This is a genomic window from Arenicella sp. 4NH20-0111 (assembly GCF_040366405.1).
Classification (GTDB): Bacteria; Pseudomonadota; Gammaproteobacteria; order Arenicellales; family Arenicellaceae; genus Arenicella.
The window spans coordinates 207,627-226,082 of the sequence record NZ_BAABWF010000006.1 but is presented as its reverse complement, the minus strand read 5'-3'; the positions used below and the strand labels follow the sequence as shown (position 1 = coordinate 226,082).

General features: G+C 45.9%; 16 protein-coding genes and 1 pseudogene. 2 read left to right on the top strand and 15 right to left on the bottom strand.

Going from position 1 to position 18,456, the window contains the following annotated elements; genetic code table 11:
* Window positions 1–212 precede the first annotated feature (212 nt).
* Together ABWW54_RS13855 and ABWW54_RS13850 are read right to left on the bottom strand one after the other, a co-directional pair.
* Entirely contained in the window at window positions 213–536 is a 324-nt protein-coding gene (locus ABWW54_RS13855) for a YchJ family protein (RefSeq protein WP_353413031.1), read from the bottom strand.
* Window positions 537–539: 3 nt separating this feature from the next.
* Window positions 540–611: pseudogene (locus ABWW54_RS13850) on the bottom strand (SEC-C metal-binding domain-containing protein); the annotation flags it as partial.
* A 119-nt stretch (window positions 612–730) separates the two neighbouring features.
* Here ABWW54_RS13850 and ABWW54_RS13845 point away from each other — a divergent pair.
* Window positions 731–1,972, top strand: a complete 1,242-nt coding sequence (locus tag ABWW54_RS13845; RefSeq protein ID WP_353412962.1) for a PQQ-dependent sugar dehydrogenase family protein — start codon at window positions 731–733, stop codon at window positions 1,970–1,972.
* Window positions 1,973–2,058: 86 nt separating this feature from the next.
* On the opposite strand, the gene ABWW54_RS13840 is transcribed toward ABWW54_RS13845, so the two are convergent.
* The 11 genes from ABWW54_RS13840 to ABWW54_RS13790 form a co-directional block, all read right to left on the bottom strand.
* Entirely contained in the window at window positions 2,059–2,760 is a 702-nt protein-coding gene (locus ABWW54_RS13840) for a DJ-1/PfpI family protein (protein WP_353412960.1), read from the bottom strand.
* Between the two features lie 151 nt (window positions 2,761–2,911).
* Window positions 2,912–3,712, bottom strand: a complete 801-nt coding sequence (locus ABWW54_RS13835; RefSeq protein WP_353412959.1) for a LytR/AlgR family response regulator transcription factor — start codon at window positions 3,710–3,712, stop codon at window positions 2,912–2,914.
* A gap of 112 nt (window positions 3,713–3,824) precedes the next feature.
* Window positions 3,825–4,238 (bottom strand): hypothetical protein, encoded by a 414-nt coding sequence (locus tag ABWW54_RS13830; RefSeq protein ID WP_353412957.1) that lies wholly within the window; start codon window positions 4,236–4,238, stop codon window positions 3,825–3,827.
* Window positions 4,239–4,304: 66 nt separating this feature from the next.
* Window positions 4,305–6,206, bottom strand: coding sequence for a DUF885 domain-containing protein (locus ABWW54_RS13825; protein ID WP_353412956.1), 1,902 nt, complete (start codon window positions 6,204–6,206; stop codon window positions 4,305–4,307).
* A gap of 198 nt (window positions 6,207–6,404) precedes the next feature.
* Window positions 6,405–7,754 (bottom strand): B-box zinc finger protein, encoded by a 1,350-nt coding sequence (locus ABWW54_RS13820; RefSeq protein WP_353412955.1) that lies wholly within the window; start codon window positions 7,752–7,754, stop codon window positions 6,405–6,407.
* Window positions 7,751–9,193 carry a rhomboid family intramembrane serine protease gene (locus ABWW54_RS13815; RefSeq protein ID WP_353412954.1) on the bottom strand — a complete coding sequence of 481 codons (1,443 nt, stop codon included), beginning with the start codon at window positions 9,191–9,193 and terminating at the stop codon, window positions 7,751–7,753. Before ABWW54_RS13815 ends, ABWW54_RS13820 begins: the two co-directional genes overlap by 4 nt.
* A 341-nt stretch (window positions 9,194–9,534) precedes the next feature.
* Window positions 9,535–10,593: a Leu/Phe/Val dehydrogenase gene (locus tag ABWW54_RS13810; RefSeq protein WP_353412953.1), complete on the bottom strand. Its 1,059-nt coding sequence runs from the start codon at window positions 10,591–10,593 to the stop codon at window positions 9,535–9,537.
* Between the two features lie 15 nt (window positions 10,594–10,608).
* Entirely contained in the window at window positions 10,609–11,973 is a 1,365-nt protein-coding gene (gene lpdA / locus ABWW54_RS13805) for a dihydrolipoyl dehydrogenase (protein ID WP_353412952.1), read from the bottom strand.
* A complete protein-coding gene (locus ABWW54_RS13800) occupies window positions 11,974–13,296 on the bottom strand; it encodes a dihydrolipoamide acetyltransferase family protein (RefSeq protein ID WP_353412951.1) in 1,323 nt (440 codons plus the stop codon).
* Window positions 13,297–13,298: 2 nt separating this feature from the next.
* Window positions 13,299–14,312: an alpha-ketoacid dehydrogenase subunit beta gene (locus ABWW54_RS13795; protein WP_353412950.1), complete on the bottom strand. Its 1,014-nt coding sequence runs from the start codon at window positions 14,310–14,312 to the stop codon at window positions 13,299–13,301.
* A 2-nt stretch (window positions 14,313–14,314) separates the two neighbouring features.
* The gene (locus tag ABWW54_RS13790; RefSeq protein ID WP_353412949.1) at window positions 14,315–15,547 is read right to left on the bottom strand and encodes a 3-methyl-2-oxobutanoate dehydrogenase (2-methylpropanoyl-transferring) subunit alpha; all 1,233 of its coding nucleotides are present in this window, start codon (window positions 15,545–15,547) and stop codon (window positions 14,315–14,317) included.
* A gap of 214 nt (window positions 15,548–15,761) precedes the next feature.
* Here ABWW54_RS13790 and ABWW54_RS13785 point away from each other — a divergent pair, with 214 nt between their 5' ends.
* A complete protein-coding gene (locus tag ABWW54_RS13785; protein ID WP_353412948.1) occupies window positions 15,762–16,250 on the top strand; it encodes an Lrp/AsnC family transcriptional regulator in 489 nt (162 codons plus the stop codon).
* Here the strand turns inward: ABWW54_RS13785 and ABWW54_RS13780 are convergent.
* Window positions 16,247–16,699: a chemotaxis protein CheX gene (locus tag ABWW54_RS13780; RefSeq protein WP_353412947.1), complete on the bottom strand. Its 453-nt coding sequence runs from the start codon at window positions 16,697–16,699 to the stop codon at window positions 16,247–16,249. The two genes, ABWW54_RS13785 and ABWW54_RS13780, sit on opposite strands and share 4 nt — an antisense overlap.
* A 44-nt stretch (window positions 16,700–16,743) precedes the next feature.
* Window positions 16,744–18,408 (bottom strand): pyridoxal-dependent aspartate 1-decarboxylase PanP, encoded by a 1,665-nt coding sequence (gene panP / locus ABWW54_RS13775; RefSeq protein WP_353412946.1) that lies wholly within the window; start codon window positions 18,406–18,408, stop codon window positions 16,744–16,746.
* Between the last annotated feature and the right edge of the window lie 48 nt (window positions 18,409–18,456).

Genomic DNA, 18,456 nt, shown 5'->3' with positions numbered 1-18,456 from the left:
AAACATTATTTTGCTCGCAATCACACCAAAGGCCGCTAAACCGACATAAATTGCCCAACCACCTACAATTTACAACAACCACCATTGAGTGTCCTGGCGACTCACCAAAACGCCGCACCGACTAAGTTGCTAGGCCACCAAAACCTTATTGCAACTCTACAACTTAAGAACGATGGATGACGATTGATCTTTCAATTAATTTGGAACTCACTTCACCGCAATGCCTCTACGTAAAACCAACGCCCGTTTTCACGGCAGAAAGAGGAAAGCTCTCTATGCTCTTGGACATTATGTTCTAAGTCGGTGAAGTAAGCGCTAAACTCTACTTCGCCAAGGTCAGCTGAACTCCGATGTGAGTGAATTGTCAATCCGACCCAATTTACGTCTCGGACAGACAGTTCTGCTGAACTCAAACCTGCGTGTAGACGAGGTATCCAAGTCTCTACTAAATAGTCCCCATACCCCCCTAAAGCGAAGGCACTGTAACGTGAACGCATTAACAATAGAGGACTATCAGGAATCTCACGTTTACTCAAAAAACGTTCGCAGCAATTTTCAAATTGCTTGCCCGTTCCGCATGGACAAATTTTGGTATGGATAGCTCGCTTCATCGGGTCTATAAACCACAGGGTAATGTTGGATAATACTTGGCAACAATAAAGTCACTAAGAGTACACACATACCCCACATATTAATAATTCATTCTGAGTTTATCGGTATCGCAATAAAAATGGCAGCATCTAAGAAGGTACATCGCAGAGTAATTCCTTGGTCACGGTGTTTCTGGGTACTGATAATGGTATTCGGCAATTCAAAGCTTACTCATGGAAACGACTGTGATGGGACTAGGTTTCCATTGCTAGAGCAAAACAACCCCATAATTAAATGCGCCATTTTGCTTGATGATGACCTTAAGTTTCCAAGAAATATTCTTGTTATCGATCAAGATATTTATGTTATCGACAAAGGCTCCGACCTATTCACATACGGAGAACGATCTGGTGCAATCCACCGCTATAAGCGGGAAGGGGGATTGTATTATAGAGAAACCATAATAGAACAATTGGATGATCCTAACGACATAGATTCTCATACGGATGACAACGGGCAGATTTGGATCTATTTTACCGCCCGAACAGGAGTTTTTCGATTCAAAGCATCGTCCTCGCTGACGGACATCGTTACCGAAGCCGTGCTCACAAACCTTCCAACCAACGGTTGGCACAAACTAGTATCAATGCATATCTTTAGCGATTCTTTGTTCGTGCACATCCCATCTGCATCCGATCATTGTGAATCCTCAACGGACATAAACAGCGTGCACTTCCCTTGCCCGGAGTCATCAAACGGTACCGCCTCTATTAGAGTTCACACTATTACTCAAGGAGAGGTCAATCAAGAATTCAAAACCATTGCTAATGGATTAAGGTCGTCATCGGGAATGACTTCGATCAATCAAGGCGAGCATTTGCTGGTCAGTGACAATGGCTGGGATAACGTTGCTCTAGAAACAGATAGTCTCGACTACCAAACTACTCCATCTGATGAACTTAATGTCATCGACTTAGAGTCAAGCTCTTCCAGAAGCCCCAAACACTACGGCTGGCCATACTGTTACAACCAGAATACAGTAAGCCCGCCCTACGCAAAATATATTTCAAACTGTGATGGCTATTCAAAACCCTATTCTGAGTTGCCTGCGCACAGTGCTCCTCTGGCCCTGATAAGCATAAACAATACGGTGTTGGTAAACTTGCATGGGCCAGGCCTCAATGGCCGTAAAACAATCAGGCTAGAAATGGATCACACTCGGGAAACCTCAAACAATCCGAAAGAGTTCATTAAATGGGTTTATGCAAACAATCAGATAAGTCGACCATTTGGAATCGCTGCCTTGAACAACAAGGAGTTATTGTTTACTGATGATTGGAATCATCTTTTGATCAAAATCATATTAAACGAAAAAATCTAATACGGCTGCAAGTAGATCGCCGTTTTTACACCGTTCACATCGTGTCGTTTGAGCGGACGTTTTTAGATTGGTTGTCAAGAACTGAGCTAACCCTCTGGCTCGAACTCAGAGTTTACAAACGGAGTTAGGCGCGAAAACTGAATAGCATCGGCTACTTCTAATGCATAGTCATAGGAGCTCAGTTTTGCTAGCAAAGTTAAGGCGCCTTGATAGCTTACAGGGCCACCGTTAGTGGTAACCAATTTTTCATCGACAACCACGTTTTGGTCGACCACGACCTTTACCTTTTTGTATAACCGAGCAAGTTTTTTCTCGCCTCCGGCCCATGTAGTCGCTCGTTTATTATCAAGCACACCAGCTTCACCTAGAAGCAGAGCACCAGAACAATTGCTCGACATCCAGGCACCATGCTTATGCTGTCTTTTAATGAAGTCAATCAGCGCTGTATTACGCAGATGTGGTTTCATTTTGTAAGCACTGGGAACGATCAGTGCATCGAACTCAATTGTCTTATCTATCAGCGCGTCAGCCACAATGGTTAAACCCTCCTCTGAGGTGACTTGCCGCTTTCCCTCACTTGAAACAAGCAATACTTCGTAGGACGAAAACCAAGCCTTTTTAGACGCTGCTCCAAATACTTCAACGGCGGCCGTCACGTCACTGGTGAGAAAACCATCAAATACAATAATACCAATCTTAGCGCCAACTGCACTGGCCGAACTAAATGCCGTAAAGCCCAGCAATATCAACATAGCTCTAAGCTTGTATCGAAACAATTTTCTATTCATATCTATTCCCTCAAGTAACCTAATTCATTCTAACTGACTGACAAGATACGGGTCTCGCAGACCGCTTTGATCTAGGTAATTTAGCCTAAGGAGAAGTCTGCGTAAGCCAGTCGGGGATGAATGAACAAATACTGTTATGAATGGATACGACTCAATTCACGAAATGGGCATCGAACTGTTTGCGCTTACCTCGGCTCAATGGAACGTCAACCCCATTAGTGAGGGTGAGCGTGGCATTGCCCGAATTGTTGGGCGTAACCCGTTCCAAAGAATGAATGTTTATGGCGTAAGAGCGGTGAACCTGAATAAACACGCCTGTAGGCAGCCTGCTTAATAAACTGACGATGGAGCTGCGAACAATATATTCTTCTCCTCCAGCATGCACTTCAACGTAATTACCTGCGGATTTAAGGTAATCTATCGTCACTACATCGACGATAAACTTAGTGCTACCTTTGAACACTAAAATCGATTTTTTGGTACTTCGGCGCGTATAATCAAGCGTTGATTCGTGCTCCTGCTTAACAGGCTTTGAAATAAGGTGCCATACCAAAAGCGTAATCACGGAGGCGGCCAAATTTGGTGTCACAAATTTTACCGCACTAGTTAACAGAGTTGCATTTTCCCAAAAGATCTCTAACCCAGTTCGCCCGATCGTGCCGGCAGCAGTCAGCGCAGCTACTAAATACAGATTTATGAGAATGCTGCTTTTGAGGTGTCCGTTACTCATCATCCAGCCAACAACTAATGGCGTGATGATTAGCCAACTTCCCCACTCTTTAGCGACCCAAATCAATGACTCGATCAACGCGTAACTATTTCCAAGAACCCAATGCTGGTACAATAAACAATAGAAAAAAGCATACGAGAGATATCCTAACCAACAAAACGCTGCAAATCTAAATTCCGGTAATTTGGTTCGTTGATTGAACTCTTGACTCGTGATTATCATCGTTAGAACCTTATAGATCGATATACCTAATATACGACAAGGCACCTATCAATTTGATGCCTCACCGAGTGCCCAAAAACACCAATACTACTGCAATAACGCCTAAAGCGCCCTAGTCGCCGCAACCGGCTCCGGTTTGATTGCCGGCAGAGTCTGTAAATTCAGTCCAGTGTACCCAACCTTTGGGGCAATGAAATCCCCATTCTCGGCATTTCTTTCCAGTGTAAAACAAGGTCAGGGCTCGCTTGCTTTTTAGAATCAAACGGTGACTATATTCCGCAGATCGAACCTTGGGAATCAGTGGCCAGATACGCCTCTCGCCTTGATCTGTCACTTCTATTAAATGCCCCCAAAGCAAAATACTCATGGATGGCCATGGATGATCGTGCAAAGCTCGATCATCATCACTTCCTAAATACAAATGCAAATACAGGTTGCGAATGCCTGGTTTACGAATCAAATGCCATCGTTTTAGATAACGTTGGCCGATGATTTGATCAGCAGACCTCCAACGAAAATTAATCATACTTTCTCCAATAAAAAAGGCCGACACCCAAGGTATCAGCCTCTTTCACTCAATCGCAATTACTCACTATGCTGCTTTTTTTGCTGCCTTTTTCTCTGAAATCCAAGTCTTCACTTTTCGTTCAAGAAGACTTAAAGGCAAAGCTCCACCACCTAAGACGGTGTCATGAAATTCTCGAATATCAAATTTCTCCGCCAACTCCGTTTCAGCCAGCTTTCGCAATCTTTGAATATCAATCATACCCACTTTATAAGATGTCGCCTGCCCAGGGATAACAAGATATCGACGTATCTCGGTTTTAATGGTTTCGAGTGGCGCTGGCGAATTCGCCGAGAAAAACTCCACTGCTTGCTCCATGCTCCACCCTTTGTGGTGCATGCCGGTGTCTACGACTAAGCGAATAGCTCGCCATATTTCACTGCCTAAACGACCAAAATCGGAATTAAGGCTTGTAAAGGTACCCGGCATTTCTTTAGCCAATGCTTCACTGTACAACGCCCAACCTTCGGCATAGGCGGTAAACCCGGCTTGTGTTCGAAAAGTAGGAATGCCCTCCAGTTCCTGGGCAATTGCTATTTGCATATGGTGACCAGGCAACCCCTCGTGATACGCAATCACTTCAAGTTCATTTTTCGGCATCGTACTCATGTCCGAAAGGTGCGCGTAATAAATACCAGGACGAGAACCGTCAGGAGTTCCAGGGTAATAATGTTGTGGGGCGCCATCCTGTTCCCTAAACGACTCAACCCGTTTTACTTCCAAATCAGCCTTCGGCAATATTCCAAAATAGTTTGGCAGCTCTTCTTTGATGTTCTCGATCGCCGCGGTGGCCTCATCAATATACCCTTGACGACCCTCATCGGTATTTTCGAAATAAAATTTACTGTTGTCTTTGCTATCGCGAATGTAGGCGAAGTATTCCTGCAGCGTGCCTTTAAACTCATCCTTCTCTTTAATTTTTTCCATTAAGGTGCGAATCCGTTTTACTTCGGACAAGCCTAACTCATGGATTTCATCAGCGGTCATCGATGTCGTTGTATTTTGCTTTAACAAGTAAGAATACAAATCACCGCCGCTCGGTAAAGCGTGTACTCCATTCGGAGTCTCAGAAGTATTTTTGATGTCCGACTCTAAATAGGTAATTAAATTTTGATAACTAGGACCAAAGCTCTTTGTAAGCGCTTCTCTAGCCGCCGAGATCAATTCATCCGCTCGCGCTTGATCAATTTTTCCAGACTCAACTAATGCCGCGGCTTTTGTTTTTGCATCTTTCAACAACGACGAGTCTTCTTCGCTGTCATCAAATGGCTTGCCAGAAATAATTTCTTTTGCTTCTTTAGTTACAATTTCATAAGCAAACTTCGGGGGTCTGACTCCACCTTCAGCAATCACCTTTGCTCGATCAATCAATTGATTCATTCCACGGCCGATCGCCTCTAACCTTGACACGTAAGCCGTCATATCTGACTCTTCTTCAACCTTATGAAATTGCATCATTAAGGTTGGCAAAAAGGAATGCGTACCGTTCATTTGCTCAAAGATATAGGCGTGTCGAATAAATTTTCTACCCGCTTCCATTCGACTGTATTGATATTCCCATAGATCGTATGACAACTTCGCAGCGTCATCCAACTTTGCGTAATCAAACGACGCTTTCATTTCCTCGACGGTCTGCTTTTTCCACTCAAACTGTTTTAAGTCTGAAGCCTCGCTCATATCATCCAACTCATCAAAGCGCTCCTTTCGACCCAAGAACGTCAATTGAATCGGACTCATCATGACCTGCTCTTCGTACTTAACTTCGAACCACTCGTTAAGCTTTTCGCTCTCAGACTTTACAGCCTCTTGCGTTACCTGCTCTACCGCAGCTTCTTTGGCTTGTGTATTAGTGGTTTCAGGAGCAACGGATTGCTCACCACAGGCAGTAAGCGTTAGCCCGATACTTAGGGCAATTAGGGTGTGACGCATAGCGGTCCTCGGTCATTTAATTAATCGTACCGAGATGATAGTGCCTGCACGAAGGAGTAGCAAGCCATTCGGCTAGCCATTCGAGAAGCCATTCGAGAAGCCATTCGAGAAGCCATTCGAGAAGCCATTCGAGAAGCCATTCGAGAAGCCGTTCGAGAAGCCGTTCGAGAAGCCCGTCAAGCCCACACACAGACTTCGCTATCGCCGTTGGCTCTCCCTGTTAAGAAGCTTTCGATAATGTGCTACGTATTTCTCGCCATTAGGAATATTTTGAAACCCGCTAATCAATAAGTTGAGCGCTGAGATCACATGCGCTGAATCAGTAGATTCTTTCGCTAACTTCCCGATTAGCCCAACCGAAGCGGTGTATTTTCCCGCATCATTTAGCGCGCCCGCCACCATTAACTTTCTCACATCATCTTCTAGTTCATAGGAGGGTGAGCAGCGCCGTATCACAGCATACGCTTGAGCAATGGCAATGGTATCACCTCGCTCGTCAAGTTTAGAAACGTAACGTTCAAAATACGACCCTACGTCCTTACTTGGTACGCCTGCACAAAACAGCATAAATGCTCGTTTCCATTCCCAAATGGGTGTCTCCGCCTGCAACCGTTGGCGTACTATTTCGCGTGCGGCATCAAACTTACCAGCTTTAATCAACACGTCCAATTTAGCGTTCTGTGTATCACCCAAACTCGCTCTTTTACGTTGATCTTTAACGCCTAGAGTGCCGGTCACCTTGTAGCCTAGCGCAGCGTGATTTTGATACACCAAGTACCCCATAATGTGGTAAATCACAATGATGTAATAGTTGGCGATTATCGAAGATATAAATACGCTAAGTCCTCTGAAGTTCGTGTTACCGATAAAGCCGGCCAATACCTCCATCGAAGACAGCATGACAACAATAAACAGAACCATTACAAAGTACGACGACCCAGTGGTTGACACTATATTCAACAGATTAGAAGGGTTTAGTGCGGGTGTAAGTTCTTCTTCGATCGCAATAATGATGATGATCGCAGGTACAACGAGAGACAAGCTCAACCCAACAAGAATACCGACACCGTACCCAAACTTCGCGAAAGACAAAGACGCGAGAAGTGTTGCTAAAAACATGCTGATACCAACATAGAATACGGGCCCAATTGAGCCCTCAAAACACGCTTCAACGCCTGGAGCCTGTTGCTCCCCGCGAGACGTGTGCCTTAAGCAAGAAAACGCATAAAGCGCGATAGCAAACACCGGGAGTAGTCCCAAAAGCCCAAACCCGTCCAGCATTACGCTCAACATCGCAATGATAAAAATCGATAACAACGCCTGTGTGCTAAGTGGGTAGGTGTACACTTCCTGAATACGTGACCAAAATGGTTCAATCTGAGTAGCATCGCCCAGGGCATCTACTTCCCCCTCACACACAAAACAACGAGCAATGACGGAACCCTGCCGAGTGGATAAAGACTCATCACAACATTCACTGCAAACAGGGATTTGGCAATAGTGACAATGATACTGTGCGGATTTAACGGGGTGAAACCGGCAATTCACAACGCCTCCCGACCTTGAAAATCACTAAACGGCTTTGCGTCCGCTAGCCGCTGAGCTAATTCCTGATATTTTTGCGCCTTATCTGCTTTATTGTTTTGCGTACAGTAAAAGGAAATCTGTCTCGCACAAATTGCCATCTCGGTGTCATCCGTAGTAGAAGCACGGAGGCTATCAAAAACTTGCTCAGCCACGTTTAAGGCGTCGTTTTCAAGCGCATTCTGTAGCAGCACCTCTTTTTTTCGCTTACTCAACTCATCTTGATGCTCAGGAGCTAGCTTGTTCCAGTATTGAAGCTGAGCATGCTGAAGGCTCTGAGAATTGCCCGCCTTATCCATTCGATGAATGAGATAGTCGGTTAATTTTTGGGGATGAAGCGCTCGCACCAAATTATATTCAAGCTCAACAACATCAGCACGAATAGGGCTACGCCGCCTTAGCGGCTTGAGTACCGTCCAAGCTTTATCGAATTCGCACTTCGCCATTTCATCGTAGGCTCTCTGTAAGATACTGGCCGTAGGATCCACCTCTCTGGGCTGGTCATCCAAGTAATGTTGATCGATCGCTTGGGTTCGAAACTTCTGGGTTAAATAAACAAGCGCTGCCCCACCTATAAAACCTCCAATATGAGCGGTAAAGGCGACGTTGGAGCCCTCATTGCTGATCATTCCGTAGATTTCCATAAGTAGGTAAACTGGCAGCATGATGATCGCAGCAGCCCTGAAGTAGCCTGTGAAAATAAACGCCCAGTAAAAAAATTGAATCTTACGCATGCCAAACAAAACGACATACATTGCCATAACGCCTGATATAGAACCTGAGGCCCCAATCAAACTCATTGAAGAATCACTCGCAAAAATGGCAAAAAATAACCCGCCAGCGGTTCCAGACACTAAATAAAAGAACAGAAACAATCCACTGCCTAAAGCGGCCTCAACCGCGAAACCAACCAGTACCAAGAACACAAGATTGCCAATCAAATGCATTAAATCACCGTGCAAAAACTGTGACGTAACTAATTGCACTGGGGAAATACTATTCGCGTGAAACCCAAATGCAGTACTGCTTATCTTTCCGGAAATATCTTCAAGCTGATCTCTTGATTGTCGCCAACGATCGCGTTTGGGCTTAGGAATATATTGATCTCCGCGCTCCGCCATAAATCGATCGAACGACGGATCGGTAACAATATAGTGTGAAATGTACTCTGTGTTTCGATGCATTTCATAAGGGGAATTTGAAGCCTCAGAGTAAGCTTTATAGGCGCGCCATTCGGTGTCTAACATACGATGCTGCTGATAGTGCTTCACCGCGGACTCAATCAGCGTCTGATCGTTGCTTTGATAAAAAGCAAACACCAATACATTGATGATCACCAACATTATCAATACGACCGGGGGCCTACGCCAATCAATCTTCTTTTCTACAGGTACTACAATCATTTAGCAATCCATGCGCGGATACCCACCACTTTAATAAACACAAGCTTAACTATAAACACTAAACCCTCTAGTCAAACTAAGGTTCAACTTACTCAGAAGCGCCCTAAACGGCTTTTACCATCCTGGTTAATGAGGAACTCCGTCACCAACTCGAGATGTTAGCTTATTGGTATCACACACACCAGTGCTGGATGTAAATCATGGCCATATATTTCATCTAACTGCGCACAAATAATGACTCGAACTTGCGTTAACTCAAAGCGCTTAAAACACGCATTGCCCTACTCATCTAAGGCAAAGAAAAAGGAGGTCTATTCCTTTTTGACCTCACACGCTGCGCTCTAGGCCACATTTGATGAATCTTGTTTCGACAAAAAACGTTGTTCAGCCAGCCGCTCGGCTACCTGCGCCGTGGTTAAGCCAGAAGCATGACTCTGAGTAAAGATCTCGGTTAAGGTTGCCCCAATATGGCTGATTTTTTCCTTTGTTTCTGAAACGGGGTCGTCGTGTAATTGCCGACAGATTTCAATGATGCCACCAGCATTAATTACAAAATCGGGCGCGTACAAAATACCTCTATTTTTCAGCGTTGTGGCGTGAGACAAATGGGCCAATTGATTATTAGCGCCACCAGCGACAATGGTCGCTTTTAGTTGAGATATGGAGTCGTCATTGAGAATTGCACCCATCGCGCAAGGTGCAAACACGTCGGCCTCGGCAGAAATAATGGAATTAACGTCCACAATATCCGATCCCAAATCGCGAGCTCTATTCAAATTATCCAGATTTACATCGCAAACTGATGTTTTAGCTCCGGCCTCATGCAATAGCTTGATAAGGTAACGTCCAACAGCCCCTGCCCCTTGGACCGCCACCCTGACACCGGACAAGTTATCTCGCCCGAGCTGGTAGTTCACAGCGGACTCGATACCGCAAAAAACACCATAGGCAGTGAGGGGTGATGGGTCACCACCAAACTCTTGTGCTTCGTTCACACCCAGTACATGGGCAGTCTGGGAGGCCACTTGTTTTAAGTCACTGACACTCGTTCCCGAATCTTCTGCCGTTACGTACCTACCATTAAAGGATTCAATAAACTTCCCCATCCTCTCAAACAGCTCGGGTGATTTATCTTTAGCGGGATCACCAATAATCACCGCCTTTCCTCCACCCATTGGCAATCCAGCCACTGCCGATTTGTAGGTCATTCCTCGACTTAGTCTTAAAACGTCCTCCAAAGCTTGCCCCTCATCGGCATAAGGATACATTCGACATCCGCCCACGGCTGGACCGAGGTTCGTATTATGAACCGCTATGATTGCTTTTAATCCAGTCTCAGGATCATTGCAAAACTCGACTACCTCATGATTGTCGAACGACTTAGAATCTTTGAAATTCATTATCTGTACCTCAATTTAAATATGTAGCGCTTTACCAAGGGCACGAAGTGCCGCTTCCTGAAAACCTTCAGATTGTGTTGGGTGCGCATGAACCGTCGCCGCAATGTCTTCTAACGTTGCGCCCATCTCGATAGCCAGAGAGAACGCGGCTGACAATTCGGATACGCCAACACCCACGGCTTGAATTCCAATCACAGCGTGATCCTCTTTTCGAGCGACGATTCGTACAAACCCGTCTTCGCGCTCGGTCGTCATGGCGCGACCATTAGCAGCAAATGGGAATTCCGAAACCAAAGCGGTATTAGGTTTAACTTCCGACGGTAGCAAGCCACAGATTACGATCTCAGGATCTGTAAAACACACAGCAGGTATGCAACGCTTATCCCACGCAACTTTATGCCCAGCAACGTGCTCCGCGACCATTTCGCCTTGCGCCATGGCACGGTGTGCAAGCATCGGCTCTCCGGTCACATCTCCGATCGCATATATTCCTTTCATTGATGTTTGGCAACAGTCGTTAACACGGATAAAGTCGTCATCCATTGTCAACATCAGGTCTTTGACTCCCACCTCGCTAGTGCGAGGGCGACGCCCTACGGTAACCAGCACTTTCTCGGCAACAACCTCGCCTTGGTCTGTGGTTAACACGCCGTTTTGAAAACCTTCTGCTTTGGTTTCGAGCATCACCTGAACGCCAAGTTCAGCAAGACGGTTTGAGATCGGCTTTGTTAATGCTTGATCGTATTGAGGCAAAATGGCTTCAGTCGCTTCAATAATGGTCACTTTAGAGCCCAATTTGGCAAACGCTGTCCCAATTTCCAGACCTATGTACCCACCGCCCACTACCGCCAGAGAATCCGGTACAGATCCCAACGATAAGGCTTCAGTCGATGACAATATGTCACCGCCAAACGGTAAAAATGGTAGCTCTACTGGCGCGGAGCCGGTGGCAATGACGATGTTTTGAGCACGGATATTCCTCTCTCCGTCAGGGGTCCTTACAGACACATTCTTACCATCGATAAAGCGCGCCTCTCCAACAACAAGCTTAGTTTTGGCTTTTTTTATTAAACCAGAGACGCCGTCGTTTAATCGTTTGACAATGCCGTCTTTCCAAACCACGGTTTTTGCCAAGTCGATACTGGGGTTATCATTGCTAATGCCTAAGGGGCCACGGCTCGCGTACGCCATTTTGTGAAACTCGTCAGCGGCATGAATAAGTGCTTTGGAGGGAATGCAGCCTACATTAAGGCAGGTACCGCCCGGAGCTTGAGGGTCTACAATAATGGTATCTAAACCCAATTGGCCCGCGCGGATGGCACACACATAACCGCCAGGCCCGGCACCAATAATTAATAACTTACACTCTAAATCAGACATTTAACCCTCCACAAAAAGCATTGCTGGGCTTTCGAGCAATGATTTGATTTTCTGTACAAATACGGCAGCGTCCCAACCATCGATCACTCTGTGATCAAACGAACACGAAATATTCATCATCTTGCAGGGCTGAAACTGTTGCCCATCCCACATCGGTCTCGTTTGCATCTTGTTTATTCCCACAATGGCAACCTCAGGATGGTTAATAATCGGCGTCGTCGCGATCGCACCCAGTGCGCCCAGTGAAGTGATCGTAATAGTACCTCCGGTCAAATCCTCAAGCCTGATCGTGCCATCGCGTGCGGCCTCAGCTAACTCAGTCACTTTTTCCGCGTTGTCCCATAGATTTGCAGCTTCTGCGTGTTGCACAACAGTCACATTCAATCCGTTGTCGGTCTGAGTGGCTATTCCTATGTTCACGGATCCAAACTGGTGGACGATTCCAGCATCATCATCATATCGAGCATTGAGCTCAGGTTGTTCTCTCACAGCCTCGACAATCGCACGCATCATGAAGGGCAATAAGGTTAGCTTTACTCGAGTGCCATTGTGCTTTTTGTTCAATGCAGCTCTTAACTCCTCCAACTCGGTCATGTCGACTTCTTCGACAATCGTAATGTGAGGTATTCGCGACTTGGATAAGGCCATTTTCTCGGCGATTTTTCGTCGCATCCCAATAACCTTAACGTCCTTAATTTTAGTGTTTTTGGAGTGCGCACCACGACGATGAACCATCCCTCCGCTCTCTATGAAATCATTAAGATCGGCATGGCTGACACGCCCGGCGGGGCCTGTACCAGCTACATTCCTCAGGTCAATCCCTTCCTCTTTAGCGCGAGCTCGTACAGAAGGCGCCGCCAACGGTTTAGCTCCATTTACGCGCGAGGCCATATTTTTAGGGTTGGCCTTAAATTCTGAACGCGTTCGAACATTAGCACTACGGGTATCTACTGTTGGGGCCACATTTTTAGCGCCAATGGTATTTTCACTGGGTTTGCTGGTCTCCACGTCGCCTTCTTCATTTTCGACCACCTCAGCCGAGTCCGTCTCATTTTCAGAGACGGGGGAGTCATTACCCTCACCCTCTACTTCAATTTGAATGAGTCTTTCGCCCACCGCAATATGATCTCCGATCTCTCCCCCTAACCACGTCACCGTCCCATTCACAGAGCTTGGTACGTCGACGGCCGCTTTATCAGTCATGACCACCGCAACCAAATCATCTTCTTTAACATGATCGCCTAATTGCACATGCCACTCAACCAACTCGGCCTCAGCTATGCCTTCACCGATATCAGGCAATCTAATCGTAAAAATACCCATAATTAGTTCTCCATCATTTGATGTAACGCGTCAATCACCCGACTCGGTCCAGGAAAATAGTCCCACTCTTGTGCGTGAGGATAGGGAGTATCCCAACCCGTAACACGCACAATGGGTGTCTCAAGGTGATAGAAGCACGTTTCCTGTACTTGCGACATTAGCTCTGCACCGAAGCCGCTCGTTTTCGTTGCTTCGTGCACGACAAGGCAGCGTCCCGTTTTTTCTACTGACGCCTTTATTGTCTCTAAATCCAAAGGTAACAAGGTTCTTAAATCGATAATTTCGGCGTCTACTCCTGCTTCTTCAGCCGCGGCCTCAGCGACGTACACCATGGTTCCATAAGATAAAATCGTGACATCCGCTCCTTCTCGGCGAATCACTGCCTTACCCAGGTCTGTCGAATAGTAGCCTTCATCTACGTCACCCAGTTCATGTTTTTTCCAAGGTACGATCGGCTTATCGTGATGACCATCGAAAGGGCCGTTATACAATCGCTTAGGCTCCAAAAAGATGACCGGGTCAGGATCTTCTATCGCCGCCAACAACAAACCTTTGGCGTCTTGCGGGCTAGACGGCATCACCGTCTTTAAACCCGCTACGTGAGTAAAAAAAGCTTCGGGAGATTGACTGTGTGTTTGACCGCCAAAAATACCGCCGCCAGTGGGCATTCGAATAACAAGGGGGCATGTAAAATCACCCGCTGAACGATACCTTAATCTCGCGGCTTCTGACGCAATTTGATCTATGGCTGGATAGACGTAATCAGCAAATTGAATCTCAATCACCGGTCTTAGCCCATAGGCAGCCATGCCAACCGCGGCGCCAACGATGCCTAGTTCACTTATGGGAGCGTCGAAACAACGCGTTTTTCCGTATTTTTCTTGAAGACCAGCTGTACATCGAAATACGCCACCAAAATACCCCACGTCCTCACCAAAGACCACGACCCTATCGTCGCGCTCCATAGCCACATCGTGAGCATCTCGAATGGCTTCGATCATTGTCATTCTAGTCATGATTAGTACCCCGCTTCCTGACGTTGCCTAACTAGATGCGGAGGCATAGTCTCATAAACACCTTCGAACATGTCGCGTGGCGATGGCATTTTTCCAGCGCCGAGCGTACCTATGGCTTCGGCTTCTTTTTGGACTGCAATCACTTGATCTAAGATCGCCTGTTGCTCTTTCGCATGTATTTCTTCGGACCAAATTCCCAGGCCAATCAAGTGCTTCTTTAAGCGCTCAATTGGGTCGCCCAATGGCCAAGCGGCACTTTCTTCCTTCGCCCGATAGGCGGATGGATCATCAGACGAAGAGTGCCCACCCGCTCGATAGGTAACGTGCTCAATTAATGTCGGGCCGTGTCCTGCGCGAGCTCTCTCACTTGCCCACTTTGCTACTGCATGTACGGCCAAATAATCATTACCATCCACCCGGACTGATGGAATTCCAAAACCATGGCCACGGGCAGCAAAGGTTCCTACTCCGCCACGAGCGATTCCTTGAAAGGTAGATATCGCCCATTGGTTGTTTACAATGTTTAAAACAACCGGCGGCTTGTATGTCGAGGCAAACACCATGGCGGCGTGAAAATCACTTTCTGCAGTCGAACCGTCACCGATCCATCCGGTCGCAATTTTTGTGTCGCCAGATATGGCCGAGCCCATTGCCCAGCCTACCGATTGCATGAACTGAGTTCCTAAATTTCCAGAAATGCTAAAAAAGCCATGCTCCTTAGATGAGTACATTATTGGGAGCTGTCTTCCATGAAGAGGATCTTGAGAATTCGAATATATCTGATTCATCATTTCAATCATCGGATAGCCACCGGCAATCAGTAACCCCGCCTGCCGATACGTTGGAAAATTCATATCTCCATCACGCAAAGCCACTCTGAAGGCGCATCCGATTGCCTCTTCACCCAGATGTTGGATATAAAAACTTGTCTTACCTTGGCGTTGAGCCGTCATCATGCGAGCATCAAACGTTCTTAACGTGATCATGTGCCGCAGCCCTTCTATTAACTCATCATTGTTTAAAGTATCTGCCCAGGGTCCTACGGCTTCATCGTTTGCGTTTAGAACACGGATAATTGAAAAGGCCATATCCGTGATGTCATTTGGATCAGCATCGATTGGGGGGCGAGCGACCTCGCCAGCCTTGGGTATAACGAAATCAGAAAAGTCTGGCTCATCGCCGGGACGACATTCGGGCTCAGGCACATTAAGACTTAACGGGCGTATCGTAGTCATGCGATTGGATCTCCTCAGTGGCAAGTTTTTAGTTTGAAGCTCACGATTTTCTAGTTTCAGATTCGGGCGTATTACCAAACTGACTATCGCGTTCACTTCTTTATTTTAATTTCTAAATTATATCCATGATAAAACGCAAAATTTATGCTTTGCCCCTCGCTTCAAGGACATTATTAGTCTAAATTAGACCCAAATAGATTAAATTTAGAATAAAATGATCGACTTAGATCCGCAAGACGTAAAGATACTTGAACTCCTGCAACAAGACGCGTCAAGAAGCACTAATGAAATAGCTGAAAAATTGAACATGAGTCAATCGCCTTGCTGGCGACGTATTAACAGACTTCAGCAAGACGGGCTAATTACAAATACCGTTGCCTTGGTTAACAGAGAAGCCATCGGAATGGATTTAGTCGCGTTCACGACCATCAATTTAAGCCAGGCAGGCAGAAAGAACATGGAAAACTTCGAGGCCGCCGTAATCCAACTAGATGAAGTTATGGAGTGCTACACCATGACTGGCGCGTGGGACTATATGCTGAAAGTGGTTGTCAAAGACATCAGACAATACGAAATCTTCGTGCGAAATCAACTGTTAGCAAAAGTCCCCAATATCGGTGAAATTCATTCTCATATGGCGGTAACCGAGATCAAGAATTCTACTAAGCTACCGCTAAAATCTCAGCTCGAAAAATCAAGCTAAGCCGTATTTAACTGAACAATAAGGTTAGACTTGTATTTTGCCCAAGAGAGAGGGACAACGTAAGTATCTACAACGACTGACGGTTCAACATGATGGTATTCACCATGAATCAACACCGGAGGCTTTAGCAAGAAATCTTTGCCAAACTTAACTCTCGTGTTTCCGGCAATTGTGTTAGAAATTTCTCCCACCAAGTCCAATAACTTTTCGGGATCAGATGACGGCACATCCATGTCATGCAACAACCTGATCGCCGTCAGCGCCATAGTGGAAAAGAAAACGACGCCAGTATGATTTCCCGAAATATGTATCATGCCCGTATATTCATACAGGTTGGCATTAATATCACGCGTTAAATACGGTGTGTCAGTTTCAACATTGTATTCGCCCATCTTCTCAAAGTAACGTTGCGTTACTTCAACAAATAGAGCTAATTTTCCTTCGTCCATAGTACGACCTACTCACCAACTCAACCCCTGATTACAACCCCTCTTTACAATAAATCATTTATTTCACGAAGTATACTCTGTGTTCCCTCTCGTTCAGCCAGCTTAACTTGTTCCGCTAGAATAGACCCAAGCGTTTCTAATGTGGTCATGGGGTTTGCCAAAACGACGCGAAACATGGATATTGGATTTCCACCATACTTATGTTGCGAAAAGCGTGTTCTGGAAACAAATGTCTTACCGGCGGCTCGTTGTTGTTTTTGCATACGCTTAGTGATTTGATCCAATTTTTCATTGATCTTGAACTGGGTCTTTGGGTCTGTCACGTTAAGAATCAACTGCAGCTCTTCAGGCACATATCGATAGGTAAGTATATTTAGCTCAGGGTAAGTCACCAATTCGAAATCGGGGTGCGCGTCGATCATAGAAGCAAACGTTTGCGCCTTTTCTATGTTTTGATCAATCAAAATTTCATAGCCACTTCGACCAATAATATGAAACGCGGCATGAACCAACATCGCCATTCCAGGTCGGCTACCTTCAATCGAATACTGCCCCAAATCTTTAGAACCAGCCCTTAGTATGTATTCCGCATGATGCTCAACTGCGCCAAGCATGGATGGACTCTTAAAAATCACCATACCTGCGCCTTGAGGAACGTATAACTGCTTATGTGCATCAATCGTCACCGAATCGGCAAGCTCTATACCTTTAAGTATGGACTTGTGAGTATTTGAAAGTAGCGTCGGACCACCCCATGCTGCATCAACGTGAAAATGCGCATTGTATCGACGGGCTATGTCAGCCATCGAATCCAACGGGTCAACCTGACCCGTCTCTGTCGCTCCAGCGATCCCTACAATTGACATGATCGCGATATTCTTCGCTTTCAACTCTTCACATTTTTTTCTGAGCTCGTCAATTTTGATTTTTGATTTTTCATCGGTGGCAACCGATATTAAATTGGCTCTCCCAATGCCCAATACATCAACCGCTTTGCCAAGCGAGTAGTGACCACGTTCAGAAACCAAGATGGCGATACCCGCGTAACCATAACTCGCTAAAGCAGCAGGCAACCCTTCTTGGGCTAAACCTAAAAACCCCTCTTTGGGGGCGAACATTTGATTTCGAGCCACCCAAAGAGCCGTTATATTGGCTGTCGTGCCTCCAGAGCAAAACGTGCCGAGAGCTCTTCGAGCATTGTGAAGGTTTTCTTGATAAAACTCATTGGTTTGCTCATAAACTAAGTTATGTAGCATTCCCAATACCTGACGTTCCAAAGGAGTAAACGCTTTCGATGTCTCTATTTTTACCAAATTTTGGTTCAACGCCACCATAATCCTGGAGAGAGGTAGCATAAAATGCGGCAGAGGGGTCGCCATATGCCCGATAAACCCAGGAGCCGCTGTGTGTACTGAGTGTGCCACCAATTTTTTCATTACAAAATCAGTGTAATCAGACACAAACTGAGGAACTTCTGGCACCTGAGAATCAGAAAAATCCTGTTCAATAGCCGGGAGTGACTTTTCCCTAGCAACAATTCGATCAGTCAAAAAGCCCATCAGGTTAGCCGAAATTTCCTTATCAATTGACCCCAGTGTACTGTTAGGGGCCTCAGGTACAGTAAAGATTCGATAGAGATTCTCTAAACTGGCCGTGGCGAGCAACTGAGAGTCGTCATCGTGTTGATTTACTGCGTTAGTATTTTTCAAATCTAAACCTAATTAAAAAAGCGTGGCTTGACACATGGCGCTTCGTCT